Raw genomic sequence first — 23,545 nt, 5'->3', positions numbered from 1 at the left:
GGCCGGCGCATGGCGGGCGAAGGTGCCGGCGGGCGGAAGCGGTCCGGGCGGGTGCCACTGGCCGAGCGCGTGTATCTGGCGCTGCGGGACGACCTCGCGATCGGCGCGCTCCAGCCCACCGAACGGCTGCGCGCCGAACGGCTGGCCCAGCGGTACGGCGTCTCGCGCACTCCGGTGCGCGAGGCGCTGGCCCGGCTCCAGGCCGACGGGCTGGTCCAGCGCCACACCGACGGCCTCTACCCCTACCGGCTGCGTCTCGCGGAACTCGACGAGCTGTTCGAGTTGCGAACAGTGCTGGAGGCGAGGGGTTTTCACCGGACCGCAGCGCATGATCTGTCCGCCGTGCGCGTCGAACTGGAGCGCTGGCGCGGATTCCGGGACGCACCACCGGAACCCGGCCCCGAACTGGTGGCCGCGGACGAGCGCTTCCACACCGAACTGCTGCTGGCCGCGGGTAATTCGGCGCTCGCCGAAGCGTTGACGACGGTCCACCTGCGGGTGCGCCCCGTGCGCACCATGGACGTCGCGAACGCCGAACGAATCGCCACCATGACCGCCGACCACATCGCCATCGCCGAGCAACTGCTCGCCGGGGAACGCGAGCGGGCGCTGCGCACCCTCACCGCGCACCTCGACTCCTCCCGCGCGCACGTCCGCGTCCGCGCGGAGCGGGCCATCGCCTTCACCAAACTCGGTCGCGCCGTGCGGGATTGATCAACACTCGGTCTGGAACGGGAAGCACTCGACCTGGCGCTGGGTCGTCGGCACTATGACGCGGGTGGTTGTGGTGGTCTCGGTGGTGGAGCGTGGGGTCGGCGCGTCGCGCAGCAGGGCCTGGCCGACCACGAGGAACACCACGAACACGCCGAGCAGGGCGGCGGCGAACACGATCGGGCCGACCAGCTTTCCGCGCCGGGACGGCTCGGCCGGTGGCGGCGGCGCGACGGGTTCGGCGAATCTGCGCGGCTGGGCCGGGATCGGCGCCGGGGCGGGACGGTTGCCGTCGAAGCCGTCCTCGGCGAGTTCGGCCTTGGACGGCGCCAGGTCGGCCACCCCCAGCGCGGTGCAGGTGTTGAGCACCCGGTCGATGGTCCATGCGCGCGGGCCCGCGGAGAATCCCTCCAGGTAGACCCGCAGTTCGTGCGCGTCGACGGTGTTGGCGACCAGCACGTCGAGCCCGGGCCGCAGCGCCGTGCGCGCGGGACGCACCACCACGCCGCGATACGGCACCAGCACCACCGCGCCGCTGACATGCCTGCTGTCCTGCAGTGCCTGCTCCAGCGCCACCCGCACCGCGTGCACGCCGTGTTCGACCTGGTCGGTGAGCCCGGCGGCCGGATCACCGGCCAGTTCCAGCGGGTTGTCGCTGATCGTCCACGTTCCCGCGGCCAGCGAGAGCAGTCCGCTCTGCCGTCGCCGGAACCCCTTCACCTCGATGACCGTGATCCCCCGCGGTGTCACCACCACCGCCCCGAGCCGTCGATCCCCCACTCGGCAATCGACCAGCGCGAGCCCTGTGCTCGGATACGCGCGCAGGCAATCGACGAACTCGCGCTCGGCACCGGCGAGCTCCGGCCCCGGCCTGATCCGAACCAGCATGTGCTTGTGTTCCCCTACCAGTGCTGCGTCCTCCACCGCCGCTGCGCGCTGCGGTACCCCCCGATCATGACGCGCCAGCGGTGCGAAAACCACTGGAAACCAAGAAAACCGGCGCGACTGCGGGAGTCCGCTCCGAAATTCGATACCGGCGAGTACGCTCCGACGCATGGAGTCCGCGGGCCGACCACGTATTTCACCGGGACGCTTCGGCGAGCTCGGGCCGATCAACTGGGTTGTCTGGCAGGTGCTCTCCCGCGCGTCCGGCACCGACGACGCGCATCTGTTCAGCACACTCGGCCGCACCGGCGGCCTGTTCCGCGGCTGGCTGCATTTCTCCGGCAAGCTCATGCCCGGTGGACGGCTGCCCCGCGCCGAGGCCGAGCTGGTGATCCTGCGCGTCGCGCACCTGCGCGACTGCGCCTACGAGACCGACCATCATCGCCGTCTCGGCCGCAAGGCCGGGCTCACCGGCGTGGAGATCGATCGGGTCGGCGCCGGGCCGGAGGCCGAGGGGTGGACGCCGCGCCAGCGCGCCCTGCTCACCGTCACCGACCAGCTGGTGCGGACGAGAGACGTCGACGACGTGGCCTGGGCCGAACTCGCCGCGCACTTCGACGAGCGGCTGCTGATCGAGATCGTGCTGCTGATCAACCAGTACGAGGGCCTGGCCGCCACCATCACCACTCTGCGCGTGGACCGCGACACCTTCCAGTGACGTAGGTCATAGAGCGGAACCGGCGTCCTCGCGCCATCGTTTAAAGCGTACAAAGTACGGAGTTAACGCCAGCGAGGAGACCGCATGCAGATCACCGGCTCAGCCATTTCGCTCAACGTCGCCGACCCGACGGCCTCGGCGCGATTCCTCATCGACCATCTCGGATTCACCGAGCAGATGGCCGCCGACGGATTCGTCTCCCTGGCCAGGCCGGACGCCGGGATGAACGTCATCTTCCTGCGCACCGGCCTCGGCACGTTCAAACCGGCGCGCATCGCGGGCAGCGCCGGTGACGGCACGCTCGTGGTGTTCACCGTCGACGACATCGACGCCGAGTACGAACGCCTGCGCGGCGCGGGCGTGCCGATCGAGACCGAGATCGAGACCGAGGAATGGGGCGAGCGCTACTTCCAGATGACCGACCCGAACGGGATCGTCATCCAGCTCGTCCAGTGGGTGTGATCAGCGGCGCGCGATCCGCAGCGCGGCGACGATCAGCGGGATCTGCAACGGCAGCCGCGCCAGCACACCGGCCTTGAACAGGCCGGGCGACTTCGGGTTCTTGACGACGTCGACCGCCATCTGGATGTTCGCCGGGAACACCCCGACGAACAGCGCCGCCGCCAGCCACCCGCCCAGGCGGCGGGTGCGCGGCACGGCCAGCGCCGTCGCCACGCCGAGCTCGGCGACCCCGGACCCGTAGGTGTAGGCCCGCGGGTCGCCGGGCAGCTGCGGCGGCACGATGCCGTCGAACGGCTTGGGCGCGACGAAGTGCAGGGCGCCCATCACGAACAGCAGCCCACTCAGGTAGGAGTGCGCGCGTCGACGGGGAGTTTCGGAAGCCACACCCGAACTCTGCCACACCGCTCCCCGTCGGCCCACCCCGAACTCAGCCCAGGATCGCGCGGAAGGCCTCGGCGGGCGGAGTCACCGGGCGGCCGATGAGCTTGGCCAGGTCGCCGGTGCGCACCTCGAGCAGGCCCTCGGCGATGCCCGAATCGGCGTCGGCCAGTGCGACCGCGACCGGCTCCGGCAGGCCCGCCTGACCGAGGACGGCGGCGTAGTCGGCTTCGGTCAGGTTCTCGTAGCGCACCGGCTTGCCGGTGACCTCGGTGAGCACGGCGGCGATGTCCGCGCCGGTGAGCGCCTCGTCGCCGCCGAGCTCGTAGACCCGGCCCGCGTGACCGTCGGTGGTGAGCACGGCGGCCGCGGCGGCGGCGTAGTCGGCGCGCGGGGCGCCGGAGACCTTGCCGTCGGCCGAGGCGCCTGCCAGCACGCCGGTCTCGGCGGCGTGCGCCGCGCCGGCCGCGTAGTTCTCCCAGTACCAGCTGTTGCGCAGCAGGACCGTCGGGACCGTGGCGGTGGCGAGCACCTCTTCGGTGCCGCGGTGCTCGCCAGCGAGGATCATCCGGTTGTCCTGCGCCGCCGGGATACTGGTGTAGGCGAGCAGCTCGACGCCCGCACGCTCGGCGGCCCGGAGGACATTGGTGTGCTGGGCGACCCGGGTGCCGAACTCGTTGCCCGAGATCAGCAGCACCCGGTCGACGCCCGCGAGCGCGGCATCGAGCGCGGCCGGGTCGTCGTAGGTGGCCTGGCGTACCAGCGCACCCCGTTCGGCCAGGTCGGCCACCTTGGCGGGATCGCGCACGATCGCCACCGGCCGCTCACCCGCTTCCAGCAGATTCTCGACGACGAGCCTGCCCAGTTGTCCACTCGCTCCGGTCACCGCGACGGTCATGATTCTTCCTCCAGGGGTCCGTACAGATTCTCTAGCACTAACTATTCGTAAGCACTACGCATTCCGCAGGCACTCTGGTCAAGGGGGGTACGATCAGCAGCATGAACACGCGGCCACCGTCGACCGACGACGATCAGGCGCTGGAAGCCGACGTCTTCGCGCGGAACTGCACCTCGCGGCCGGTCCTGCAGAACGTCGCCAGCCGATGGGGCGTGCTCGCGCTGGTGGCACTCCGCGAGGGGCCGTACCGGTTCAGCGCGCTACGCAGGCGCGTCGACGGCGTGAGCGAACGCATGCTCTCGCAGACCCTGCAGACCCTCGAACGGGACGGCATGGTCCATCGCGAGGTCCTCGAAGCGATCCCGCCGCGCGTGGAGTACACGCTCACCGAACTCGGCGCCCAGGTGGCCGAGCGCCTGGAATCGCTGATCGTGGTCTTGGAGGCCAACATGGACACCGTCCGCGAAGCACAGGCGAATTACCACCGGGCGGCCACACCCACCAGCTGACCCGTCTGTCAGTTCGCGCGTTTCAGCAGGTCGGAGACAGTGGTGAACTGGTAGCCCTGGGCGCGCAGGCCGGCGACGACGGCAGGAAGGGCGGCGAGGGATTCGCTGCCGTGCATCACGTGCAGCAGCACGATGGAGCCTGGCCTGGTCTGGGCGAGGGTGTCGGCGACGATCGCGTCGCGGGAGGCGCCGCCCGCCGAATCCGGCTCGACGTCCCAGGTGACGGTGGTGCGGTCGTGCTCGGAGAGGTAGCGCGGCAGCGACCACAGCTTCTTGCCGTAGGGCGGACGGAAGGTGATCTCGCCCTGGTAACCGGTGCGGCGGATCTCGGCGTCGGTGCGTTCCACCTCGTCGCGCGCGGTGTCACCCGAGATCAGCACCATGCGGCGGTGGGTGTAGCTGTGGTTGCCGATCTCGTGCCCGGCGGCCGCGATGGCCGCACCGTAGTCGGGGTGGGCGGCCAGGTTGTCACCGATCAGATAGAACGTGCCGGTGACCCGCAATTCGGCCAGCGTGCGCAGAATCTCGGGGGTGCGATCGGTGGGGCCGTCGTCGAAGGTGAGCGCGACGAGTTTCTCCTCGGTCGCGACCCGGTCGACCAGCCTGCCCGCCAGCTGATAAGTCCGCGAATTCATCAGGACATACAGCCCGGCGGCCACTGCCAGCACCGTCACGAGGGCAGCGGCCCCGCCGATCAACCACTTACGCACATGGTGATTCCTACACGATCACCTGGGTGATGTCGCCCGGGTTCAGGTAATCGAAGAATCGGTGCGCGCCGTCCTCGGTCATCCGCACACAACCGTGCGACTGCGAGTTCACCGGGCCCACGTGGAATGCCATGTCACCGTTGAAGAAGGTGGCCCAGCGCATCGGCGCGTCGTGCATCGTGCTCCAGTGGAATTCCCGCTTGAAGGAAATCCGGGTCACCGCGGGCGGGGTCTCGTATCCCGGCATGCCGTGCGAGATCGGGGTCGGGCCGAACACCACGCGCCCGTTGTCGACCAGCCACGCCTCGTTCGTCGACAGCCGCATGCACGCCCTGGCCTCGACCACGGGGCACGGCGAAGCCGTCGGCACGATCGAACCGACGCCGGGAACATCGGGGCCACCGGGGAAAAGGGGTTCGGCCATCGCCGGGGCCATGGTGCCGAATCCGGCCACCGCCACCAGCGCCGTCACACGTGCTGCCCAACCGAGAATCCGCTTCACAGGTTCGCTGCCTCTCAACCGTGCCCGCCGCCGCGAGCATTCGGGCGAGGGGACCATCTCATGGAACACAAACATGTCGAACACGAGCCAGAACTGTCACCAGAGGTGCCAACGCATCATCTGTCACACAAACGCAATTCACCAAATCACCGCCCGGAATTTTGCCGAAAAGAAATAAGGTTCGGGTCACCCCCAGCGACTGATCATCCGGCGAACCTCATCGGTGAAGTCACCCGGCGACGGAGAGTGCGCATACTGAGCTGACTCCAGGGTGCTGACCGCGGCGGCCAGCGGATCCGCGTTGGTCGCCTGGTGCAGGCACAGCCAGAACCAATAGTTCACCCGATCTCCGAGCCGGGACTTGCGCGCCCTCAGTTCGGCTTCGGGAGTGAGAGCACGGGTCGCGATGCTGTCGACGACATCGTGGTCGCCGGCCAGCCCGACGTGTTCAGCGGTTCGCTGGACTACCCACCAGGCGAGGTCACGCTGGCGATCACGGGGAAGTTCGGTCAGCCGATCGGTGTCGGCCCCGAGGGGGCCGCTCCCGAACGCGAGGCGCGTGCCGTCCGGGCGCAGTGCCGCCGGGTGGAGATCGTCGAGCAGCGGGACAACCGCGAAGCCGACCCCCTCGGCTTCTATTCGGGCAAGGTGGTCGGCGGTGAATTCGGTATCGGTGAAACGGGCGACCGCGAGCAGCCCCTTGGCCAGCCGGTGACGGAACTCGCGGAAATCCAGATCGCGCAAAAGCGGTTCGATGGAGGTTTCGTCGCACTGCTCGCCCAGCTCGAACGCCGCGAGCAGTCGGCCGTCAGCGGCGAACGAGAGCCGGGTGACGCCGTTGACGTTCCAGTAGAGCGAGGCGGCGCGGGTGCCTGCGGACAACGCGCGCAGCTCCGCCGCGTGACTGCGCTGGTAGCCGTTGTCCTCGACCGCCATCACGCCGCCGGCGACCGGCCCGACCGCGATCCATGGATCGCCGTGCGTCATGGCCGTGTCGACGAGCTGCTGGATCGGCTCGGCGGCGGCTGGGTCCCCACCGAAGGAACGGATCACCGACTCCGGATCACCTTGCGCGACAACGGTTATTGTTCCCGCCTCCGCGATCGCCGACTTCTCCACCCAGGTGTAGGCGTCCGCCGGTCCGGTCTCGCGCCGTGGCTCTGGTTCGCCACGCAATCGGTGGCCGAGCCGATCCTGTCGTTTGTGCACAACCGGCTCGGCCGCAGGGGCCTGCCACACTGTCAGCCGGTACGTTTCCTGGTCGTCGTCCTCGTCGCGGTTGGTCGCGCGCACACGTACTCGATAGGTTCCCGGCCATGGCGGGGTCAGCTCGGCACCGGATCCGGCGTCGTAGTCACCCGGGGCGGGTGGCCCACCGAGGATCGATGCCAAACCTCGCTCGGCTCGCCATGTCACCTCGACGACCTCGTCCCACACCGAGAAATCGTCATAGGCGGGTTCGCTGTCCAGCACTTCGACCACGATGTAGACCCGCCCGTCGGATGTGCCCGTCCTGACAACGATGCCGCCGGGCACTACAGCGACAAGACCGTTCTCAGCGAAATCGGATTCAGCGGGGAACTCGGACTCGGTCAGGGCGAATCGGTGCTCGTGTACTCGGACCTGGCACGCATTCTGACGCGGATACAGATACTGCTGCCGGATCTTCTCGATCCGCGCGGCCTCGTACTCGGCGGGCATCGGTGCGACGCGGAGCACCTTGGTCGCGGCGATCACACCGGCACCGATCACCGTGGCCGGATCGTCACCGAGACCGAGGGCCCGCAGCACCAGCGCCGCAACGGCAACACCGGCTGCCAGCTGGGACCGGCCGTGCGCGGCGGCGACAGCCTCCTCGCTCAGCCCACTCGGTGACGGCGGGCTCGGGTGACCGACAGCGCCGGCGCGCTCAGCCAAACGTGCGGTGGCAGAGACGACGAGATCGAGCGCGCCCGGGCGCATCGCCGCCAGCTTGGCGACGGCCGCCTGCGTTTCTCCACCACCGCCCATCGTCGCGAAGCCGTACATGCCGTCGGGAGGTGGCGGCACCAGCGCGGCGACCGCCGGCATCGGCGGAGTGTCGAGATCGGCGACGGCCATTTCCAGCGCGCCGAGAATTCGCTCCGGCAGCAATGGACCGAGTGCGGACAGCTCAGCATCAGGTCGCTCGGCAATCGTCGCGGAAAAGCCGGGCCGGAAATCGCCGTGCGAACCATCTCCCGGTAGACCCAGTCGGCCGAGCGCTGCTGCCGGGCGGTCGGGTATCCGCGACCGTAGCCCGCGTGCCAACTCCAGCACGATTGGTTCCAGCTCATCGACTACCGGCTCTGGCAGTACCGACACGTGCCCCTCCTCCATCGCGGCGACCTGTTACGCGCCGGAAGATACGCGCCGACACCGACGCTGCACACCTGCGCGTACCAGCCGCGTGTCCTCGAAGAAAGGCACCGAGCACCGGTCGTCACAGCCTGTCCGCTGATCAGGCACCGTCTCGCAAACGACGAAACGGTGCCTGATCGACCTGCCCCAAGGGCACTACCTCGAGCGCCCCGCGAATCAGAAGTTGATCATGTGGCCGGCGAGGCCGTGGATCGCTTCCTGGAGTGCCTCCGACAGGGTCGGGTGGGTGTGCACGTTGCGGGCCAGCTCGTTGACCGTGAGGTCCCACTTCTGGGCCAGGGTCAGCTCCGGGAGCAGCTCGGAGACGTCGGGGCCGATGAGGTGGCCGCCGAGCAGTTCGCCGTGGGTGTTGTCGGCGATGAGCTTCACGAAGCCGGTGGGGTCGGCCAGGCCGTGCGCCTTGCCGTTGGCGGTGAACGGGAAGGTCGCGACCTTCACGTCGTAGCCCTCGTCGCGCGCCTGCTGCTCGGTGAGACCGAAGCTGGCGACCTGCGGCTGACAGAAGGTGGCGCGCGGCATCATCCGGTAGTCGCCCAGCGGCATGGTCTCGGCGCCGCCGATCGTCTCGGCGGCGACCACGCCCTGCGCCTCGGCCACGTGCGCCAGCTGCAGCTTGGCGGTGACGTCACCGATCGCGTAGATGTGCGGCACGTTGGTGCGCATGTAGTCGTCGATCGCGATGGCGCCGCGGTCGGTGAGCGCGACACCGGTGTTCTCCAGGCCGTAGCCCTCGACGCGGGGCGCGAAGCCGACGGCCTGCAGCACCTTGTCGACGGTGACGGTCTCGACCGAACCGGACTTGTTGTCCTTGATCTGGACGGTGACCTTGGAGCCGTCGTCGTCGATCGTCTGCACGGCGGCACCGGTGGTGATGGTGATGCCGAGCTTCTTGTACTGCTTGGTGATCTCCTTGGAGACGTCGACGTCCTCGTTCGGCAGCGCGCGGTCGAGGAACTCCACGATCCGCACGTCCACGCCGTAGTTCTTCAGGACGTAGGCGAACTCCATGCCGATGGCGCCCGCGCCGACGATCAGGATCGAGCCGGGCAGGTCGCGGGTGAGGATCTGCTCCTCGTAGGTCACCACGTTGGCCGAGAGCTGGGTGCCCGGCAGCAGCTTGGTGGTGGTGCCCGTGGCGATGATGACGTTGTCGAACGTGATCGACTCGGTGCCGCCCTTGGTGAGGGCCACATCGAGAGCGTTCGGGCCGGTGAAGGTGCCGAGACCGTCGAACTCGTCGATCTTGTTCTTCTTCATCAGGAAGTGCACGCCCTTGACGCGCCCGTCGGCCACCTTGCGGCTGCGATCGAAGGCGGCGCCGAAGTCGAAGCTGACCTCACCGGAGATGCCGAAGGTCTTGGCCTCCTTGTGGAAGATATGGGCCAGCTCGGCGTTGCGCAGCAGTGCCTTGGACGGGATGCAGCCCACGTTCAGGCACACGCCACCCCAGTATTTCTGCTCGACAATCGCTGTTCGCAGGCCGAGTTGAGCGGCACGGATCGCGGCGACGTATCCGCCGGGACCAGCGCCGAGAACGACGACATCGTAGTGGGAAGTCACGACCCCGAGCCTAACTCTGTTTCGGGGAGTTCACCCACCCGTCCCCCACATAGGTGAGGCCGCGCGACGGGTACCACCGAAGTGACCGATCGGTAGTGTCGGGACGGTGAGCGCTCGCCGAGACCGACCGCATGCGGGACCGGAACCGAGTCCCGGCAGTCGGCTCGACGGCACCGTCTCGGTCCAGCTGATGCGGATGCTGGTTCGGGCCGCCGAGGACGCCGGGGTGGACGCGGCGCAGCTCGCCCGCGTGCCCGGTACCGACTCGGTGGCGTTGGGTGGCGAGTTGAACCGGCTGCCGATGCGCTCGCTGCTGACTCTGTGGGAGCTGATCGCCCAGGCGCGGCCGGGAGCGGGTTCCGGTGCCGCGATCGCGGCGGCCGCGCCCCTGGGGACGCTCGACACCTGGGACTATCTCGTCACCACCGGCGCCTCGCTCGCGGATTCGCTGCGCGCGGCCCAGCCGTACCATCGGCTGGTCACCGCGGCCGCCGAGGGCTTCGACCTGTCCGGCGACAGCGATCTCACCATCGGCTACCGGACCACGGCCGACGATCCCGCCGTCGCCTCGGTGGTCAACGAATACGTGCTCGCCTACTACCTGCGCCGCGCCAGGGAGGCCACCGGACGCCCGCTGGTGCCGACGCGAGTGACCTTCGGTCACCCCGCACCCGTCGACCGCGGCGGCCTGATTGCCGTATTCGGCACCGACGCCATCGAATTCGACGCCGAGGCCGACGCCATCACCTTCCACGCCGACGACGCCCGCGCCCCGCTCCCCCGCGCCGACCCCATGCTGGCCAAGCTGATGCGCAGCCACGCCGAGCTGGTGCTCGCCTCCGCGCGCCCGGTCGCCGACCCGCTCGACCGGTTCCGCATCGCCCTGGCCGCCGCCGTCGACGCGGGCGACCCGGCCCTGGCCCGCGTCGCGCAGGCCCTCGCCATGAGTCAGCGCACTCTGCAGCGTCACCTCGCCGAACACGGCACGTCCTGGCGAGCCGAGCTCGACGCGATCCGCTACGAACGCGCGAAAGACTTACTGGCCCAGGGACACAGCACGGCCACCATCGCCCACCGCCTCGCCTTCACCGACGACCGCGCGCTCCGTAAGGCCTTTCACCGCTGGACCGGCAGCCCACCCACCGCCACTCGCGGCTAGCTCAGGGAACGGCGATCGTCTGGTGTCGGCGCTGCCGGACCGGCGACGGGTGTGCCCGCGACGGCGGATCTCATCGGTGCGCGCGGCCGTCGTGGTCCTCAACTCTGGTCGCGGGGCGCGGTTCGGCGGGGCGCAGAGTCGTACCGATCTCGTCGGCGAGGAGCAGGCCGGCCAAGCCGTGGGCATGCTTCTCGCGGCGCACGAGCGAGATGATGTTGACGCTGAACGCGTCCCGCACCGGACGGAAGACCAGGCGCCCGTCGCGCAGTTCCTCGGCGATGTCGAATTCGCTGAGGAAGGCGATGGCCTCGCCGGACATCGCGAGGCGTTTCATCGTCTCGATCGAATTCGTGTGGAACGCGGGCTGGATATCGAGGTCGGCGTTGGCGAAGGCCTCGGCGACGATTCCGTGGATCACCATGGAACGGTCGGCGAGGATCAGCGGAAACGGCGTGCACCGCGCGAGCGGAACGGTATCGCTCTGCGCCAGCGGATGATGCGGGGAGACAACGACTCCGAGCCGGGTGTTCATCTGCCAGCACACCTCGAGTTGCGTCGAGGACGGGATATTGAAGCCGAGCCCCAGATCGGCCTCGCTGTTCTCGATCGCCGCGACGATATCGAGCGTCGACATGGTGCGAATCGAAATGCGGACCTGCGGATGCCGAGCCCGGAACGTCGACGCCGCGGTGGCGACGACACTGCTCGCCAGGCCGGTCATGGTGGCGATGACGACCTCGCCGCTGCCGAGCGCGCGCAGATCGCGGATGTCGGCGACCGTCTCCCGGTACTGCCGCAGCGTCTGGCGGATGTGCGCGACCAGCGCCTCACCGGCCGGGGTCAGGCGCATGCCGCGCGGCAGCCGTTCGAACAGCGGCTGGTCGAGCTCGGCCTCGAGCAGCAGGATCTGCCGGTTGATCGCCGACGGCGCGACATGCAGCCGGGCGCCCGCGGCGCGGATCGAACCGAGCCGCGCCACCTCGTCGATGTACTGCAACAAACGCGAATGGAGCACCGCGCCACCTCCTGGCCAGAGTGTACGAAAATTGCGCACACCTCGTACGAAAACGAATGCTTGTGGGCAACAGTCCCGATCGCGTCCAATCGATACACGCTCAGCGACAGCGCATATCGAGATGAGGACCGCAATGCCCGCACAGAATTCGACGACCGGCACCACCGAGGTTTCCGCCCAGGACGCGCACGTCCGCACGATCTTCGCCATCCTGGAGGGCGAGCAGGAAGCCGACCTGCTGCTGCGCAATCTGCACATTCTCGACGTGCACAGCGAAACCGTTTATCCAGGAACCCTTCTGGTGCACAACGAGCGCATCATCGCGCTCAGCCCGGACGAATCCATCGTGCGTTACCGCGAATCCTTCGACGGCGGCGGCCTCTACGCGATTCCGGGTCTCATCGACGCGCATCTGCACTTCGAATCCCAGCTCGCGCACCCGGCGGCCTTCGGCGAGGCGATCGTGCCGAGCGGAACGACGACCGTCTTCGGTGAAACCCTCGATTTCGCCAGTGCGGCAGGCGCGGAGGCGGTCGACGCCGCGCGGGCCCTGTTCGCCGAGCACGACAAGCTGCCGTACCGGCTCTACGCCTTCGCCCCCGGTAAGAAGTCCGCACCCGAGATCACCGAGGCGATGCTCGCCATGGATCCCGTGATCGGCCTCGGCGAACTGGCGCACCTGTCGTACATGACCGGCAACGCCGACGATTTCCGCAAATCCGCACTCGGCCGGGCGAACGCGGGATTCGTGAACTGCCACTGGGGCGTCACCTCATTGTCGGACATGCTGCTCAATTACATGCCGGCGATCGGCGTCGACAACAATCACGACGTCTGGAACGAAGCCGATATCGAGAAGAGCATCCGCTACGGCCTGAACACCCAGATCAAGTTCGGTGTCGGCAGTCCGGAAGTGATCCGAACGATGTTGCGCGCCATCGTGAAACGGCGCTGGCCTGCCGAGAACTTCCAGCTCTGCGCCGACAACATCTCCGTCGACCGGGTGTTGCGGCAGGGCCATATCGACTGGGTGATCTCGCTGGCCGTGGAGATGGGTATGCCGCCGATCCAGGCGATCAAGATGGGCACGCTGTACGCCGCGCGCTCGTTCCACAAGGACCGCGACCTCGGCTCGCTGAGCCCCGGCCGCTTCGCCGACATCGTGCTCACCGACAGCCTCTCGAAGATCAACCCGCGCTATGTCTTCAAGGGCGGCAAGCTGGTGGCCAAGGATCGGCGGCTGCTCGAGCCGGTCGGCATCGACTATTCGGTGCTGGCCAAGCGGCCTCGTCCCGGCCTCGGTGACCTGCGGCCCGAGCAGCTCGACCTCACCCCGCTCGAGATCTCTTCCGACGGCACCCAGGCCAAGGTACTGCTCTTCGACGTGTACGGGCGCGGGCATCTGAAGTTCGCGCAGGAGGTGTGGGTGCCCTGGCGCGACGGCGCGGTGGTCCCCGAGCTCGACGGCGCGCGGCTCAACCGGATCTCGGTCGTGCAGCGCTACGCCGACGGCGCGCGGCACACGGTGAACGGGCTGTTCAAGGGCGTCTCGATCGATCGCGGCGCGGTCTCCACCTTCTGGCCTGCCCCCTCGGCCTACTTCGTGGTCGTCGGCTCCGACAGTGCCGAGATGCGCGCCAACCTGCGCGAACTCGACCGCCTCGTCGGCGGCTGTGTGGTCACCGAGGACGGTGCAGTGAAAGCGGCTCTGCCGCTGGACTTCTACGGCGTGATGGCCGACATGGGCCTCGCCGAACTCGTCGAGGCGACGCGCTCGATCGACGACGCCCTGGCGAAGCTGGGCCATCACAACGAGGGGGAACCGGTCGTCAACAAGCTGCTGACGCTGTTCATCTCCCTCGACCGCTTCGGCTTCATGAAATAGCCTCGGCCACCCAGAACAAGGGATCCACCGTTATGCAGCACGACAAGAACGCGGCAGTCATCGACAACGGAAACAAGGTGCGCCGCTGGATCACCTACGTCGCGGGGATCTACATCCTCACCCTCGGCCTGAGCCTGGCCATCAGGGCGGGCATCGGGATCTCTCCGCAGAGCAGCCTCACCCGCACGATGACGCTGGTGTTCACCCCGCTCAGTCAGGGCAATTACAACCTCATCCTCGAGGTCATCATGCTCGGGCTGACCTTCCTGGTCCGGCCCAAGGCTTTCAAGGCCAGCTATTTCCTCTCGATGATCCCGGCGCTGGTGCTGGCCCTGCTGCTGGACTTCAACCTGTGGGTCACCAAGGGGATCCATCTGGAACCGTACGCGGCCAACGTGGTGTTGCTGGTCTTCGCCGACGCGATGCTGGCGCTCGGATTGTTCCTGATGATCCGCGCGAACCTGATCCTGATGCCGATCGACCTGTTCGTGAACACGATCCAGCAGAAGACCGGGCGCAAGTGGGGGAACATCAAGACGGTGTTCGACTGCACGCTGCTCGCGTTGTCGGCCTGCATCGGGCTGTTCTTCCTCGGCGCACCGCATTTCATCCGCGAGGGCACGATCATCAACGCGATCCTCGTCGGGCAGTACGTGAAGGGGTACTTCTTCCTGTACGAGAAGTTCGTGGCGCGCAAGCGCTCGGCACCGCTGGTGCCCGTCGCCGACTAGTTCGCCGCGTCGCCGCCCGGTCCTGTCGTGAACGGACCGGGCGGTGACGTGCGCGGACCTGGGTTGACGCTCCCGGCCGCCATAGCGTGGTCAGCACCGGCGAGAAACACCGGTTGACCTCGAAAGAAGGCGCGATCATGTCGAACACGGCCACCACCACACTGCCCACCCGTACCCGCGAGATCCATCTGGCCGCGCGCCCGGACGGCGCGCCCGTTCCCACCGATTTCGCCCTGGTCGAGCGCGACCTGCCCGAGCTCGCCGAGGGGCAGATCCTGGTGCGCAACACCTGGATGTCGGTCGATCCGTACATGCGCGGCCGGATGGACGACAAGGAGTCCTACATTCCGCCGTTCGAACTCGGTGCGGCACTGGATGGTTCGGCGATCGGCGAGGTGATCGCCTCGCGCGCCGCCGAGATCCCCGTCGGCAGCACGGTCTCGCACTTCGCGGGCTGGCGCGAGCACGCTGTCGTCGAGGCCGCCACCGCCACTGCAATCGACCCGGAACTGGCCGCGCCACACCACTTCCTGGGCGCGCTGGGCACGACCGGCCTGACCGCCTATGCGGCGCTGACCGAGATCGCGCCGGTCCGGCCGGGCGACACCGTGTTCGTCTCCGCTGCCGCGGGCGCGGTCGGCAGCGTGGCGGGTCAGCTGGCCGAGGCGCTCGGGGCGAAGCGGGTGATCGGCTCGGCGGGCGGGCCGGTGAAGGCGCGAAAGCTGCTCGACGAGTTCGGTTTCGACGCGGCCATCGACTATCGAGCGGGCGATCTCGGCGGACAGCTCGCGGCAGCGGCGCCAGAGGGCATCGACGTCTACCTCGACAGTGTGGGCGGCGAGCACCTGAAGGTGGCGATCGAGGCGATGAAACCGCGAGGCCGGATCGCCCTCGTCGGCGCGATCAGCGGCTACAACGGCGCGACCGCCCAGCAGACCCCCGACCTCTACCTCGCGGCGACGAAGGAGATCTCGCTGCGCGGCATGCTGGTGACGAGCTACCTCCCGCTCTTCGGCGAATACATCCCCAAGGCCGCCGCCTGGCTCGCCGACGGCACCCTGCGCACCACCGAAACGGTCTACGAGGGCCTCGACCAGGCCCCCGCGGCCTTCCTCGGCGTCCTCACCGGCGCCAACACCGGAAAGATGCTCGTCCGCCTGGCGTGATCCGGCCGAACCACCGCGGCCTGGCGGACGAGGTGTGGCGCGAGCGCCCGCCACGTCTCGGGAGTAGCGGCCTGCGGGTGGCCCCGGACCGGACCGCTCCACACACCGGCAACGACCCGGCGAGCCACTCCGTGCGGGTCCTGGCGCCTAACCGGCCCGGCGGGCTCGCCGCAGGGCCAGGGCACCCAGGACGGTGGCGATCGCGCCGACCAGGATGGCGACGAACGCGCCACCGAGGCCGTTGCCGGTGCCGAGGCCGCCGTCTGCGGTGACCGCGACGACGGTGCCGACCGCGAGGGCGAGCAGACCGGCGAACAGGGCGATGGTGGAACGGGTCGCGCTGCCGGAGCGGGCGAGGGCGAGCCCGCCGAGAATCACGCCGGCGATGCCGACGAGAGCTGCCGAGGACGAGCCGAGCCGACCCACGCTCAGGTCATAGACGTCGGCGGCGAAGGAGGTCGTGGCTGTCGTCGGTCGCGAGAGGGCGGTCGACGTCGAGGCCGTGGTGGCGAGACCTGCCATGGCGACGATGGCGAGGGGGCGGACGAACATGAGGGTGCTCCTTGGTCGAAGGACGGGGTGTGTCTCGATGATCGGCGCCGTACCCGTCATGGGACATCGCGCGCCCGTGGACAATTCACGCTGGTACCGCCGCGGTACGGGCTACTCCGAGCGTGGTGGGACGCGGCCGGATACCGCGCTCGTGGTAGTCGCGGATTCATCACCGTGCGGGATTCGGCCGCGCGCGCGGCGGGTTACTGTGCACAGATGAGCAGGGCACGGATCACCGACTGGGTGGTCGCCGTCGGCGTGGCGGCGGTCCTGCTGGTCACCGGGCTCGGCCGGGCGCACATCGGGCCCGGCTGGCTCGGCTACGCACTGCTCGTCGCCGGAGGTCTGGCCTTGGCGGAGCAGCGGCGGGCGCCGGTCGCGGTGCTGGCGGTCACCGGGCTGTGCGCGGTGGGTTATCAGGCGCTCGGCTTCGACGTGCCCGTCATCGCGTTCCTGTTCGCGGTGTATTTCGCGGTCCGGGCCGGACACCGTCTGGCCGTCGTCCTGGCGGCGGTGACGCTGATCGTCGCGCTGCCGCTGGCCGCGCTGGTCACCCTGGACGACACCGGAGCGGCGCTGGCTCGCGGCCGCGATGCGCTCGAACTCGCCTGGCTCATCGCGGCGGGCGCGGCCGGGGAGGCGCTACGGCAGGCCGAGCGGCGCGCCGACGAGGCCGAGCGCACCAGGGAGGAGGTCGCGCGTCGGCGCGCCGACGAGGAACGCCTGCACATCGCCAGGGAACTGCACGATTCGCTCACCCACCAGATCTCGGTGATCAAGGTGCAGTCCGAGGCCGCCGTCCATGTGGCGCGCAGGCGCGGCGAGGACGTGCCGCCCGCGCTGCTGGCGATCCGGGAGGCCGGGCGCGAGGCGGCCCGCGACCTGCGGGCGACACTGGCGGCCCTCCGGGACGACGAAGCGCCACGCCCCGGCCTCGCGCACGTCACCGACCTGGTGGACAAGGCCGCCGCCGCGGGCATCACCACCACGCTGACCATCGAGGGCGACCACGCCGACGTGCCCGCCGCGGTCAGCCGGACCGTCTACCGCATCGTGCAGGAATCGCTCACCAACATCGCCAGGCACGCGGGCGCCGCGACCGCGACGGTGCGCATCGACCGCCGCCCCGACGCCCTCGTCGTCGACGTCGAGGACGACGGCACGGCCACCACCGCCGTGGCGCCGGCCCCCGGCGTGGGGCTGCTCGGCATGCGCGAACGGGTCACCGCGCTCGGGGGACACCTGCGCGCCGCACCGCGCCCCACCGGCGGATTCGCCGTGCACGCCGAATTACCTTTGGAGCGGCCATGATTCGCGTTCTCCTCGTCGACGATCAACCTCTGATCCGCAGTGGGTTCCGCGCGCTGCTCGACATCGAGGACGACATCGAGGTGGTCGCCGAGGCCGCCGACGGCCACGCCGGGGTGGAACTGGCCCGGCGGCACAAGCCCGATATCGCGCTCATCGACATCCAGATGCCCGTCCTCGACGGCATCGAGGCCACCCGGCGCATCGCCGCCGACCCCGAACTCGCCGACGTGCACGTCGTCATCTTGACCAACTACGGCCTGGACGAATACGTCTTCGACGCGCTGCGCGCCGGTGCGGCGGGGTTCCTCGTCAAGGACATCGAGGCCGAGGACTTCCTGCACGCGATCCACGTCGCCGCGCGCGGTGACGCCCTGCTCGCGCCGTCGATCACCCGCCGCCTGATCACCCGCTTCGTCACCCAGCCGCGCGTGCGGGCTCCCGGCCCCGGACTCGACGAGTTGACCGCGCGCGAACGCGAGGCCGTCGCGCTCGCCGCGCAGGGCCTGTCCAACGACGAGATCGCCGCGCGGATGGTGATCAGCCCGCACACGGCCAAGACCCACATCAACCGGTCCATGACCAAGCTGCATGCCCGCGACCGGGCCCAGCTGGTGGTCTTCGCCTACGAATCGGGCCTGGTCACACCCGGCTGACCACCGCGCCAGACCTGGCCCGCCACCCTGGCGAAGTTGCCGCCGAAGATCGCGGCCCGCTCGTCGGGGGCGAAGCCGCGATCGGCGAGCAGCTCGTCCAGACCGGGCACATCGGATTCGCCGAGGAAGTCCTCGGGCGGCGTCCAGTGCAGCGGGCCCCACCGGGTGTAGGACTCCGAGAACGCACCGGGGTTCGCACGGATCTCCTCGTTGAACTCGTCGCCATCGAAGGAGTAGTCCGAGCTGACGCCGATGTGCTCGATGCCGACCAGGTCGACGCCGTAGCGGATGTGATCGGCCATGGCCGCGACGCGTTCGGCCCGCGCTCCTGGCTCGTTGTGCCCCAAGAAGATTCCCACGCCGTTGACGCCGATCACCCCGCCGGTCGCGGCGCAGGCGCGGGCCTGCTCGTCGGTGATGTTGCGCGGATGTTCCCACAGCGCGGCGAAATTGGAGTGGCTGTAGATCATCGGGGCGCCGGTGTGGGTGGCGATGTCGAGACCGGTGCGGCGGGAGCAATGCGAGCCGTCGGCGAACATGCCGACCTCGTTCAGCTTGCGCACCAGGTCTTTTCCGTAGCCGGTGAGTCCGGTGTCGTCGGTGTCGAGGCAGCCGCAGCCCGCCGGGTTGGCGTGGTTGTAGGTGGGCAGCAGCGAGCGCACGCCGAGGTCGTAGAACAGTTCGACATTGTCGAGGTCGCCGTCGAGCGGGGCCGAGTCCTCCAGATCGAAGGCCAGCGAGATCACCTCCGGCGCACCGATATCCGCCGTCGAGGCGACGAGTCGGAAGCGCGGATCCGCCGCCGCGTCGGCGCGGAAGCGATGCAGCAGAGCGAGTGAATCCGCCTTGGTCTGCGCCGAATACCCGACATTGACCGACAGGTACGAGCCGAGCGGATACCGGGCGAGCTCGTCGATCCGCGCGGTGTGGTGCAACGGCAGGCAGCAGTGCTGCTCCCACAGGAACGGCGCCATGGTCACCTCCGGTCATAGTCCGTGACCTGCGATCCTACGTTTCGCGGCCCAACCGGAACCGCAGCGACGCTAACGCGCCACCAGCGGCCTCCGATCAATGAGTACCTTCCTCCCACTGCCACGTAAGGCGGTGCGACATGCGTCGCTTCCTCATCCTCCTCACCACGATCGTGGCCTGCGCGGGCCTGTGGACGGTCCCCGCCGCGGCCGCCCCGGCCTCCTGCGACCTCACCTGGGGTTCGCTCGACGAGAAGAACCCGGCCTACTCGAGGGCCACCGTCACCGACGTGCGGGCGGGCCGCCACGACTGCTTCGACCGGCTCGTCGTCGACCTCGCCGGCCCGACGGCGGGCTACCTCGTCCGCTACGTCGACACCGTCACCGAGGACGGCTCCGGCCACCCCGTCCCGCTGCGCGGCGGCGCCTTCCTGCAGGTCACCGTGAACGCCCCCGCCTACGACGACGCGGGCGGCGCGACCTACCGGCCCGCCGACCGCACCGAACTCGTCGACGTCACCGGCTACCGGACCTTCCGCCAGGTCGCCTGGGCCGTCTCGTTCGAGGGCCAGTCCTCCCTCGGGCTCGGCGTCCGCGCCCGCCTCCCCTTCCGGGTGCTCACCCTCGACGACCCGTCCCGCGTGGTGATAGACGTCGCGCACCACTGGTGACCGCTGTTTTCCCGCATCGGCAACAATGTGGGGATGAGCGGCGTTGAGCAGAACGTGACCGATCCCTATCTCTGGCTCGAGGACGTGACCGCCGAGGCGGCGCTGGACTGGGCGCGCGCCCGCAACGACGTGGTGCGGCGCCGGTTCACGGCGACCGACCGGTTCACCGACCTGGAGCGGCGCATCCTCGCGATGCTCGACGACGACACCAAGATCGCCTTCCCCGGGCGGCGCGGACAGTGGCTCTACAACTTCTGGCGCGACGCCGATCATCCGCGCGGGCTGTGGCGGCGGACCACGTTCGAGTCCTACGCCACCGACGATCCCGAGTGGGATGTGCTGATCGATGTCGACGCGCTCGCCGAGGCCGATGGTGAGAACTGGGTGTGGGCGGGGGCGGCCGTGCTGCGGCCCTCGCAGGAGCGCGCGATCATCCATCTCTCGCGCGGCGGCGCCGACGCCACCGTCGAGCGCGAATTCGACATGACCACACGGCGATTCATCGCGCCCGAGGACGGCGGATTCTTCCTGCCGGAGGCGAAGTCGCGCATCGGGTGGATCGACGCCGACACCGTCTACGTCGGCACCGATTTCGGGCCGGGCTCGCTCACCGACTCCGGCTATCCGCGCATCGCCAAGCGGTGGCGGCGCGGCACCGAACTCGCTGCCGCCGAAACGGTGTTCGAGGGCAAGCCGAGCGATGTCTCGATCAGCGCCGGGTACGACCGCCATCCCGGTTTCGAGCGGCACTACCTGCATCGGTCGACCGACTTCTTCAACTCCGAGGTCTCCCTGCTCGACAACGGCGAGTGGCGCCTGATCGAGACCCCGACCGACGCTGATGTCGACTGGTACCGCGACTGGCTGCTGGTGCGGCTCAAGACCGAGTGGACACCCGGCGAGACCACCTTCGCGCCCGGCAGCCTGCTCGTCACCGACATCAACGACTTCCTCGCCGGCGGGCGGGAATTCGAGGTGCTGTTCGCGCCCGACCCGCACACCTCACTCGAGTCGTGGGGCTGGACCGAGAACCACCTGATCCTCACCACCCTGCGCGATGTCCAGACCGGGCTGCGCGTGCTCACGCCCGGCCCGGACGGCTGGACCAGCAGCGAGCTCGCCGACTCCCCGGCCATGTCGAGCACCTCGGTGAACAACCTCGACCCGCTCGAGGGTGGTGACGAATTCATGCTCACCACCACCGGTTTCACCACCCCGACGACCCTGCTCAGCAGTGCCATCGGTGAGCAGGCCACGATCCTCAAGCAGGCGCCCGGCTATTTCGACGCCGAGGGCATCGAGGCCGAGCAGTACTTCGCCACCTCCGACGACGGAACAGCCGTGCCCTACTTCGTGATCCGGCATCGCGACCGGCGCGGCACGCCGGGTCCGACGATCGTCGACGGCTACGGCGGGTTCGAGATCTCCCGGACCCCGGCGTATCTGGGCGCGGCGGGTATGGCGTGGCTGGAGAAGGGCGGCACCTTCGTGATGGCCAACATCCGCGGCGGCGGCGAATACGGGCCCGAATGGCACACGGCCGCACTCAAAGAGCACCGGCACCGGGCGTTCGAGGATTTCGCGGCGGTCGCGCGGGACCTGGTCGACCGCGGGATCACCACCCCGGACCGGCTCGGCGCCAAGGGCGGCAGCAACGGCGGGCTGCTGATGGGCGTGATGCTCACCCGCTACCCGGAACTGTTCGGCGCGATCGTCTGCCAGGTGCCGCTGCTGGACATGCGGCGCTACCACCTGCTGCTCGCGGGCGCGTCCTGGGTCGCCGAGTACGGCGATCCGGACAAGCCGGAGGAGTGGGCCTACATCAGCGAGTACTCGCCGTACCAGAACACCGATCCCGCGCGGCAGTACCCGCCGATCCTGCTCGCCACCTCCACCCGCGACGACCGGGTGCATCCCGGGCACGCGCGGAAGATGGCGGCGCTGCTGGAATCGGAGAACCGCACCGTCTGGTACTACGAGAACATCGAGGGCGGGCACGGCGGCGCGGCCGACAACAAGCAGGCCGCGCACCTGTCGGCACTGGTCTACGAGTTCTTCACGCAGATGCTGATGGAGGGCCGCCGCTCGGCGTAGGCCCTCAGCGGTCGCGCAGCCACTTCTCGACCGCGTCGACGGTGGTGTCGGGGTTGGTGATCCAGCCGTTGTGCCCGAGGGCCTCCGGCTGGAACCATCTGGTCACCTGCGCGGCGGGCAGTTTGCCGAGCAGGTGATCGGCCGAGGACTGCGGCGCGAGTTCGTCACCCGCGATGGTGATCGACAGGACGGGGAACTTCAGTCGCGAGATCCGTTCCTCGTAGTCGATGTCCGCGCCGACGGGCACGAACCGCCCGGTCCTGGCCAGGCGCGCCCAGTCCGACATGAGCACCTTGGACTGCCTGCCGAACGCGCGGCGGCCGAGCATGTCGCCCGGCCAGAACCCGGCCAGGTTGGAGGCGACCGCCACCGCCGCCGTGCCGACCAGCATGCCCGGCGCGAGCACACCCCGATAGCCACGAAAATACGGTGTGCCCGAGGCGATCAGGATCAGCCCGGCGATCCGGCCGCGCGCCCTGGCCGCGTACATGACCGCGAGCTGGCCGCCCATGCTGTGCCCGAGCAGGTAGGGCGTGCTGCCGGGGAACCGGGCGCGCACCGCCTGGAGCATGGAGGGAAGGTCGACCGAGGCCAATTCGTGGTAGCCGTAGGCGCTCTCGGCGTCGGGGCGATGGGTACTGTCGCCGTTGCCGCGCAGTTCGCCGATGGCCACGTCGAAGCCGCGCTGGGCCAGGCGGTCGCCGAAGTACTCGTAGAACTCACCGGGCACGGCGAGGCCCGGCACGATCACGACCACCGGCCGTGGCGCGTCGGGGGTGACGGTATGGCGATGCGGGCCGCGGGCCGGAATCAGCCGCACCGGCAGGGTCGTGCCGTCGGGAACCTGGATCGGGACGAGCTCGACCCGGGGCATCAGGCCCCTACCGCACCGAGGATCACCCGGCTCAGCACCTGGATCACATCGTCGAGCGGCGGCCGCGGGTCCGAACCGCTCCAGCCGTCGACCACGTAGTTCACCGCGCCGATGATCGCCAGCACCCGCAATTCGTAGTCGCCCGCGGGAATCTCGCCGTGCATGGCCGCGTCCTCGGCGGCGCTGGCAAGTAGCGAGCCCCACACCCGGCGCAGTTCGAGCCGGTACTTCTCCACCTTGGGTCCCGCGCCGACCACCTCGACCAGGGCCACCCGCGCCTTGCGCGGATCGGTGCCGATGGTCTCGACGTAGGCGCGCACCGCCGCGTCGATCGACTCGAGCACGGTGGCGTCGGATTTCGCTTCGAGAGCAGTGGCGACCGCTTCGCGCGATTGCCGATCGATCTGCTCGTACAGTTCCAACAGCAGCGATTCGCGGCCGGTGAACTCCTCGTAGAACTGCCGAGACGAGAGCCCGGCGTCCTTGCAGATGGCACCGACCGAACTGTTGGCGTACCCGTCGCGCGCGAAGACCGTCAGGCCTGACTCCAGAAAACGCGCACGCCGCTGGCGTTGCCGGTCCTCTACGGGCTGCCCGGCATACATTCGTCCCGTATTCGCATCCTGTGACATTGTCGCTGACAATACCGAAGGGCCCGATCCCCTCGTCATGGATCGGGCCCTTCGGCTGCCCTCCCGGCTTACCGCGCGTTAGCCGAAAGTTGGCTGGT

At 69.1% G+C, this 23,545-nt stretch carries 24 protein-coding genes; 12 read left to right on the top strand and 12 right to left on the bottom strand.

The genetic code is table 11. From position 1 onward, the window contains the following. Window positions 1-9: 9 nt before the first annotated feature. Complete coding sequence (locus DFR69_RS19905; protein WP_110039103.1) at window positions 10-714, top strand: GntR family transcriptional regulator; 705 nt, start codon at window positions 10-12, stop codon at window positions 712-714. Here DFR69_RS19905 and DFR69_RS19900 read toward each other — a convergent pair whose 3' ends face one another. Next, complete coding sequence (locus tag DFR69_RS19900; RefSeq protein ID WP_110039333.1) at window positions 715-1,599, bottom strand: NERD domain-containing protein; 885 nt, start codon at window positions 1,597-1,599, stop codon at window positions 715-717. A gap of 166 nt (window positions 1,600-1,765) precedes the next feature. On the opposite strand from DFR69_RS19900, the gene DFR69_RS19895 reads away from it, so the two are divergent. Then, window positions 1,766-2,314 carry a carboxymuconolactone decarboxylase family protein gene (locus DFR69_RS19895; RefSeq protein ID WP_110039102.1) on the top strand — a complete coding sequence of 183 codons (549 nt, stop codon included), beginning with the start codon at window positions 1,766-1,768 and terminating at the stop codon, window positions 2,312-2,314. A gap of 84 nt (window positions 2,315-2,398) precedes the next feature. Next, complete coding sequence (locus tag DFR69_RS19890; protein ID WP_110039101.1) at window positions 2,399-2,776, top strand: VOC family protein; 378 nt, start codon at window positions 2,399-2,401, stop codon at window positions 2,774-2,776. Here DFR69_RS19890 and DFR69_RS19885 read toward each other — a convergent pair whose 3' ends face one another. Both DFR69_RS19885 and DFR69_RS19880 read right to left on the bottom strand, forming a co-directional pair. Continuing rightward, window positions 2,777-3,100: a DoxX family protein gene (locus DFR69_RS19885; RefSeq protein ID WP_244198379.1), complete on the bottom strand. Its 324-nt coding sequence runs from the start codon at window positions 3,098-3,100 to the stop codon at window positions 2,777-2,779. A 103-nt stretch (window positions 3,101-3,203) separates the two neighbouring features. After that, complete coding sequence (locus DFR69_RS19880) at window positions 3,204-4,052, bottom strand: SDR family oxidoreductase (RefSeq protein WP_110039100.1); 849 nt, start codon at window positions 4,050-4,052, stop codon at window positions 3,204-3,206. Between the two features lie 101 nt (window positions 4,053-4,153). Here DFR69_RS19880 and DFR69_RS19875 point away from each other — a divergent pair, with 101 nt between their 5' ends. Further along, window positions 4,154-4,561 (top strand): winged helix-turn-helix transcriptional regulator, encoded by a 408-nt coding sequence (locus DFR69_RS19875; protein ID WP_110039099.1) that lies wholly within the window; start codon window positions 4,154-4,156, stop codon window positions 4,559-4,561. 8 nt (window positions 4,562-4,569) lie between these two features. Here the strand turns inward: DFR69_RS19875 and DFR69_RS19870 are convergent, their stop codons facing one another. The 4 genes from DFR69_RS19870 to lpdA all read right to left on the bottom strand — a co-directional run bounded on the left by DFR69_RS19870 (window position 4,570) and on the right by lpdA (window position 9,733). Continuing rightward, window positions 4,570-5,271: a polysaccharide deacetylase family protein gene (locus DFR69_RS19870; protein ID WP_110039098.1), complete on the bottom strand. Its 702-nt coding sequence runs from the start codon at window positions 5,269-5,271 to the stop codon at window positions 4,570-4,572. A gap of 10 nt (window positions 5,272-5,281) precedes the next feature. Continuing rightward, on the bottom strand, window positions 5,282-5,743 hold the full coding sequence (locus DFR69_RS19865; protein WP_233001034.1) for a L,D-transpeptidase: 462 nt from the start codon (window positions 5,741-5,743) through the stop codon (window positions 5,282-5,284). Window positions 5,744-5,959: 216 nt separating this feature from the next. Continuing rightward, window positions 5,960-7,843 (bottom strand): DUF6461 domain-containing protein, encoded by a 1,884-nt coding sequence (locus DFR69_RS19860; RefSeq protein ID WP_146229370.1) that lies wholly within the window; start codon window positions 7,841-7,843, stop codon window positions 5,960-5,962. Window positions 7,844-8,329: 486 nt separating this feature from the next. Beyond that, window positions 8,330-9,733: a dihydrolipoyl dehydrogenase gene (gene lpdA, locus DFR69_RS19855; protein ID WP_110039096.1), complete on the bottom strand. Its 1,404-nt coding sequence runs from the start codon at window positions 9,731-9,733 to the stop codon at window positions 8,330-8,332. Between the two features lie 106 nt (window positions 9,734-9,839). On the opposite strand from lpdA, the gene DFR69_RS19850 reads away from it, so the two are divergent. Then, complete coding sequence (locus DFR69_RS19850; RefSeq protein WP_244198362.1) at window positions 9,840-10,892, top strand: AraC family transcriptional regulator; 1,053 nt, start codon at window positions 9,840-9,842, stop codon at window positions 10,890-10,892. Window positions 10,893-10,962: 70 nt separating this feature from the next. Here the strand turns inward: DFR69_RS19850 and DFR69_RS19845 are convergent, their stop codons facing one another. Beyond that, entirely contained in the window at window positions 10,963-11,907 is a 945-nt protein-coding gene (locus tag DFR69_RS19845) for a LysR family transcriptional regulator (RefSeq protein WP_110039094.1), read from the bottom strand. A gap of 133 nt (window positions 11,908-12,040) precedes the next feature. Between DFR69_RS19845 and DFR69_RS19840 the strand changes: the two genes are divergently transcribed. The 3 genes from DFR69_RS19840 to DFR69_RS19830 all read left to right on the top strand — a co-directional run bounded on the left by DFR69_RS19840 (window position 12,041) and on the right by DFR69_RS19830 (window position 15,689). Next, complete coding sequence (locus DFR69_RS19840) at window positions 12,041-13,792, top strand: adenine deaminase C-terminal domain-containing protein (protein ID WP_222596512.1); 1,752 nt, start codon at window positions 12,041-12,043, stop codon at window positions 13,790-13,792. A 32-nt stretch (window positions 13,793-13,824) separates the two neighbouring features. Then, on the top strand, window positions 13,825-14,523 hold the full coding sequence (locus tag DFR69_RS19835; RefSeq protein ID WP_110039092.1) for a YczE/YyaS/YitT family protein: 699 nt from the start codon (window positions 13,825-13,827) through the stop codon (window positions 14,521-14,523). Between the two features lie 137 nt (window positions 14,524-14,660). Then, entirely contained in the window at window positions 14,661-15,689 is a 1,029-nt protein-coding gene (locus DFR69_RS19830; RefSeq protein WP_110039330.1) for an NADP-dependent oxidoreductase, read from the top strand. Between the two features lie 147 nt (window positions 15,690-15,836). Here DFR69_RS19830 and DFR69_RS19825 read toward each other — a convergent pair whose 3' ends face one another. Further along, complete coding sequence (locus tag DFR69_RS19825; protein WP_208644021.1) at window positions 15,837-16,241, bottom strand: DUF6223 family protein; 405 nt, start codon at window positions 16,239-16,241, stop codon at window positions 15,837-15,839. A gap of 216 nt (window positions 16,242-16,457) precedes the next feature. Here DFR69_RS19825 and DFR69_RS19820 point away from each other — a divergent pair, with 216 nt between their 5' ends. Both DFR69_RS19820 and DFR69_RS19815 read left to right on the top strand, forming a co-directional pair. Beyond that, window positions 16,458-17,552 (top strand): sensor histidine kinase, encoded by a 1,095-nt coding sequence (locus DFR69_RS19820; RefSeq protein ID WP_110039091.1) that lies wholly within the window; start codon window positions 16,458-16,460, stop codon window positions 17,550-17,552. Beyond that, a complete protein-coding gene (locus DFR69_RS19815) occupies window positions 17,549-18,205 on the top strand; it encodes a response regulator (RefSeq protein ID WP_110039090.1) in 657 nt (218 codons plus the stop codon). Before DFR69_RS19820 ends, DFR69_RS19815 begins: the two co-directional genes overlap by 4 nt. Here DFR69_RS19815 and DFR69_RS19810 read toward each other — a convergent pair. Then, window positions 18,175-19,179 carry a dipeptidase gene (locus tag DFR69_RS19810; RefSeq protein ID WP_110039328.1) on the bottom strand — a complete coding sequence of 335 codons (1,005 nt, stop codon included), beginning with the start codon at window positions 19,177-19,179 and terminating at the stop codon, window positions 18,175-18,177. The two genes, DFR69_RS19815 and DFR69_RS19810, sit on opposite strands and share 31 nt — an antisense overlap. 137 nt (window positions 19,180-19,316) lie before the next feature. On the opposite strand from DFR69_RS19810, the gene DFR69_RS19805 reads away from it, so the two are divergent. Continuing rightward, the gene (locus DFR69_RS19805; protein ID WP_186817327.1) at window positions 19,317-19,847 is read left to right on the top strand and encodes an AMIN-like domain-containing (lipo)protein; all 531 of its coding nucleotides are present in this window, start codon (window positions 19,317-19,319) and stop codon (window positions 19,845-19,847) included. A 33-nt stretch (window positions 19,848-19,880) separates the two neighbouring features. Further along, window positions 19,881-21,941 (top strand): prolyl oligopeptidase family serine peptidase, encoded by a 2,061-nt coding sequence (locus DFR69_RS19800; protein ID WP_110039089.1) that lies wholly within the window; start codon window positions 19,881-19,883, stop codon window positions 21,939-21,941. A gap of 4 nt (window positions 21,942-21,945) precedes the next feature. Here the strand turns inward: DFR69_RS19800 and DFR69_RS19795 are convergent, their stop codons facing one another. Together DFR69_RS19795 and DFR69_RS19790 are read right to left on the bottom strand one after the other, a co-directional pair. Continuing rightward, window positions 21,946-22,815, bottom strand: a complete 870-nt coding sequence (locus DFR69_RS19795) for an alpha/beta hydrolase family protein (protein WP_110039088.1) — start codon at window positions 22,813-22,815, stop codon at window positions 21,946-21,948. Then, entirely contained in the window at window positions 22,815-23,447 is a 633-nt protein-coding gene (locus DFR69_RS19790) for a TetR/AcrR family transcriptional regulator (RefSeq protein WP_244198361.1), read from the bottom strand. Before DFR69_RS19790 ends, DFR69_RS19795 begins: the two co-directional genes overlap by 1 nt. Between the last annotated feature and the right edge of the window lie 98 nt (window positions 23,448-23,545).

It is taken from the genome of Nocardia neocaledoniensis, from assembly GCF_003182135.1.
Classification (GTDB): domain Bacteria; phylum Actinomycetota; class Actinomycetes; order Mycobacteriales; family Mycobacteriaceae; genus Nocardia; species Nocardia neocaledoniensis.
Note: the sequence above shows the minus strand (reverse complement) of the source record. Positions and strands in the feature narration are given on the sequence as shown.

Excerpts from the sequence above, each read along its gene's own strand:
- DFR69_RS19905 (WP_110039103.1), top strand. The coding sequence starts at position 10 with ATGGCGGGCGAAGGTGCCGGCGGGCGGAAGCGGTCCGGGCGGGTGCCA.
- DFR69_RS19900 (WP_110039333.1), bottom strand. The coding sequence starts at position 1,599 with ATGCTGGTTCGGATCAGGCCGGGGCCGGAGCTCGCCGGTGCCGAGCGC.
- DFR69_RS19895 (WP_110039102.1), top strand. The coding sequence starts at position 1,766 with ATGGAGTCCGCGGGCCGACCACGTATTTCACCGGGACGCTTCGGCGAG.
- DFR69_RS19890 (WP_110039101.1), top strand. The coding sequence starts at position 2,399 with ATGCAGATCACCGGCTCAGCCATTTCGCTCAACGTCGCCGACCCGACG.
- DFR69_RS19885 (WP_244198379.1), bottom strand. The coding sequence starts at position 3,100 with ATGGGCGCCCTGCACTTCGTCGCGCCCAAGCCGTTCGACGGCATCGTG.
- DFR69_RS19880 (WP_110039100.1), bottom strand. The coding sequence starts at position 4,052 with ATGACCGTCGCGGTGACCGGAGCGAGTGGACAACTGGGCAGGCTCGTC.
- DFR69_RS19875 (WP_110039099.1), top strand. The coding sequence starts at position 4,154 with ATGAACACGCGGCCACCGTCGACCGACGACGATCAGGCGCTGGAAGCC.
- DFR69_RS19860 (WP_146229370.1), bottom strand. The coding sequence starts at position 7,843 with ATGCCGGCGGTCGCCGCGCTGGTGCCGCCACCTCCCGACGGCATGTAC.
- DFR69_RS19840 (WP_222596512.1), top strand. The coding sequence starts at position 12,041 with ATGCCCGCACAGAATTCGACGACCGGCACCACCGAGGTTTCCGCCCAG.
- DFR69_RS19835 (WP_110039092.1), top strand. The coding sequence starts at position 13,825 with ATGCAGCACGACAAGAACGCGGCAGTCATCGACAACGGAAACAAGGTG.
- DFR69_RS19830 (WP_110039330.1), top strand. The coding sequence starts at position 14,661 with ATGTCGAACACGGCCACCACCACACTGCCCACCCGTACCCGCGAGATC.
- DFR69_RS19825 (WP_208644021.1), bottom strand. The coding sequence starts at position 16,241 with ATGTTCGTCCGCCCCCTCGCCATCGTCGCCATGGCAGGTCTCGCCACC.
- DFR69_RS19820 (WP_110039091.1), top strand. The coding sequence starts at position 16,458 with ATGAGCAGGGCACGGATCACCGACTGGGTGGTCGCCGTCGGCGTGGCG.
- DFR69_RS19815 (WP_110039090.1), top strand. The coding sequence starts at position 17,549 with ATGATTCGCGTTCTCCTCGTCGACGATCAACCTCTGATCCGCAGTGGG.
- DFR69_RS19810 (WP_110039328.1), bottom strand. The coding sequence starts at position 19,179 with ATGGCGCCGTTCCTGTGGGAGCAGCACTGCTGCCTGCCGTTGCACCAC.
- DFR69_RS19805 (WP_186817327.1), top strand. The coding sequence starts at position 19,317 with ATGCGTCGCTTCCTCATCCTCCTCACCACGATCGTGGCCTGCGCGGGC.
- DFR69_RS19800 (WP_110039089.1), top strand. The coding sequence starts at position 19,881 with ATGAGCGGCGTTGAGCAGAACGTGACCGATCCCTATCTCTGGCTCGAG.
- DFR69_RS19795 (WP_110039088.1), bottom strand. The coding sequence starts at position 22,815 with ATGCCCCGGGTCGAGCTCGTCCCGATCCAGGTTCCCGACGGCACGACC.
- DFR69_RS19790 (WP_244198361.1), bottom strand. The coding sequence starts at position 23,447 with ATGTCACAGGATGCGAATACGGGACGAATGTATGCCGGGCAGCCCGTA.